This window comes from Robiginitalea sp., assembly GCF_049588695.1.
In the GTDB taxonomy this organism is placed as follows: domain Bacteria; phylum Bacteroidota; class Bacteroidia; order Flavobacteriales; family Flavobacteriaceae; genus Robiginitalea.
The window spans coordinates 1-2,344 of sequence record NZ_JBAVZJ010000101.1 but is presented as its reverse complement, the minus strand read 5'-3'; the positions used below and the strand labels follow the sequence as shown (position 1 = coordinate 2,344).

Sequence of the window (2,344 nt, the reverse complement as noted above, 5' to 3'; positions counted from 1 at the left end):
GCCATTGTCGAGCTGATCGATAAAAATACCAAGGTTGGTATCCGGAGCTTCTTTATAAGTACGCATGTTGAGGTAGAGGTTGTTTACCTCAATATCCCCGAATTCGAGCTTTCCACCGGCCAGGTCCCTCAGGCTTAAAATGGAGGTATTCAGTTCACTCGCGTAAATCAGCGTATCTCCTTTGTAATCGGCGATATAAACATCCCGAAGGGCGGTATCCCAGCTTATCAGCGATATGCGCAGCCTGTCTATCCGGATATCCGTTCCAAATTCCGTATTGATTCGCTCAGTGACATAACCGGCCAGGCGCGTTTGGACTGCGGGCAAAGAAAGTACCACAGTACCCAACACACAGATCACCAGCAGTACCAGCAAAATACGTACGACTATTTTTCGCAGTCTTCGGATAGGATGTTTTTTTACCTTTGTCAAACCAAAATCCGTACCATTAACAGGTGAATCCTTCAGATATTTTTATTCTCGCCATTGAATCGTCCTGCGACGACACCGCTGCCGCTATTTTACACAACCGTAAAGCACTCAGTAATATTGTGGCTACACAGCAAATTCACCAGGCCTATGGGGGTGTAGTGCCTGAATTGGCCTCTCGTGCGCATCAGCAAAATATCGTTCCCCTGGTTCATCGTGCCCTGGACGTAGCAAATATCGACAAAAAACAGCTTTCAGCCATAGCTTTTACGAGAGGTCCTGGCCTTTTAGGCTCGCTTCTGGTAGGGACATCATTTGCAAAATCCCTTTCCATGGGGTTGAAAATTCCGCTTATTGAGGTAAATCACATGGAAGCTCACATCCTTTCGCATTTTTTGGAGACCGAAGGTGCAACGGTTCCTGCTTTTCCTTTCCTGGCCATGACTATCAGCGGAGGCCATACCCAAATCGTTCAGGTCCGGGGGCATTTCGAGATGGAAGTTTTGGGAGAAACACTGGATGATGCTGTGGGTGAAGCTTTTGATAAAAGTGCCAAATTACTGGGCCTGCCATACCCGGGAGGTCCCTTAATCGATGCCTGCGCCCAGCTGGGTGATCCGGATCGATTTACCTTTCCGATCCCTAAAGTGGGTGGTCTTGATTTCAGTTTTTCAGGGCTAAAAACCAGTATCTTGTATTTTCTGCAACGCGAGACAGCTGCCGACCCCGGCTTTGTAGCACGTGAAAAAAATGCCATTTGTGCCTCTATTCAAAAGACTATCGTGGAGATCCTGATGCGCAAGCTCAAAAAGGCCGTCCTCGAAACCGGGATTAATCGGGTTGCACTGGCCGGGGGGGTTGCGGCCAATTCCGGGATCCGAAAGGCTTTGAGAGAAGCGGAATCCGAATGGGGATGGACCGCCCACATCCCGCCCTTTGAATACTGCACGGACAATGCCGCTATGATAGGAATTGCAGGATATTTAAAGTATCTTGACGGGCGTTTTACAGACCTCGGCACCCCGGCTATTGCTCGCTATACCATCGGAAGTTGAGCGGAAAAAACCGGAAGTTGAACAATAAAAAAATCGACTAAAACACACGGTGGCTCATGAATTACTTTTATCACCCAACTTTGGACAACAGTGTTTCCCAGTTCTCTTTCTCACCGGAGGAGAGTCGGCATATAGTTAAAGTTTTACGTAAAAAAGAAGGTGATGAATTATTGATAACCAATGGAAAAGGTTTTTTGTTTACCTCAGAAATTACAGGAGCCGATCCGAAAAAGTGTACGGGCCGTGTTCTGAATTCAAAAAAAACAATCCCCCCGAGATTTGAATTGCACCTGGCCGTCGCCCCCACGAAACGTTTGGAGCGTTTTCAGTGGTTTCTGGAGAAGGCTACCGAAATTGGCGTGACTGAAATCACCCCAATCCTTTGCGAACACTCAGAAAGGGATAAATTTTCTTTGGAGCGCCTCCAACGCGTTATGCAGGAAGCCATGAAACAAAGTCTGCGTACGTTTCTCCCCCGTTTAAACCCGCTGACTTCCTACCCGGAGTTTGTAAAAGGAAACCTTCCGGACCTTCGATTTATCGCCCATTGTGAAGATGATGAAAAAGTAGAACTCAAAAGGCGTGTTGCCCCGGATAAGGACATTGTTGTTCTCATCGGACCTGAAGGCGATTTTAGCCATGCTGAGATTCAAACCGCTTATGAATCCGGATTCTTACCGGTCTCACTGGGCAAAAGCCGGCTGCGGACGGAAACTGCGGCCATCTGCGCCTGTGTAACCGTAAACCTGATCAATGGCTCCTGATGGCCTTGAGCCCGTACAAACTTGTAACCACTCCATGGATCACCTGAGGATTTTTAAAATAGGATTACGGCTTCTCTTTTTTGCCCTGGTATTCGC

General features: G+C 47.7%; 3 protein-coding genes. 2 read left to right on the top strand and 1 reads right to left on the bottom strand.

From position 1 onward, the window contains the following. A partial coding sequence (locus WBV75_RS02170) for a hypothetical protein (RefSeq protein ID WP_424119016.1) occupies positions 1 to 432 on the bottom strand: 432 nt, incomplete at its 3' end. Between the two features lie 23 nt (positions 433 to 455). Between WBV75_RS02170 and tsaD the strand changes: the two genes are divergently transcribed. Both tsaD and WBV75_RS02160 read left to right on the top strand, forming a co-directional pair. Then, positions 456 to 1,484 (top strand): tRNA (adenosine(37)-N6)-threonylcarbamoyltransferase complex transferase subunit TsaD, encoded by a 1,029-nt coding sequence (tsaD, locus tag WBV75_RS02165; RefSeq protein ID WP_424119015.1) that lies wholly within the window; start codon positions 456 to 458, stop codon positions 1,482 to 1,484. 56 nt (positions 1,485 to 1,540) lie between these two features. Then, positions 1,541 to 2,248: a 16S rRNA (uracil(1498)-N(3))-methyltransferase gene (locus WBV75_RS02160; protein WP_424119014.1), complete on the top strand. Its 708-nt coding sequence runs from the start codon at positions 1,541 to 1,543 to the stop codon at positions 2,246 to 2,248. Positions 2,249 to 2,344 lie beyond the last annotated feature (96 nt).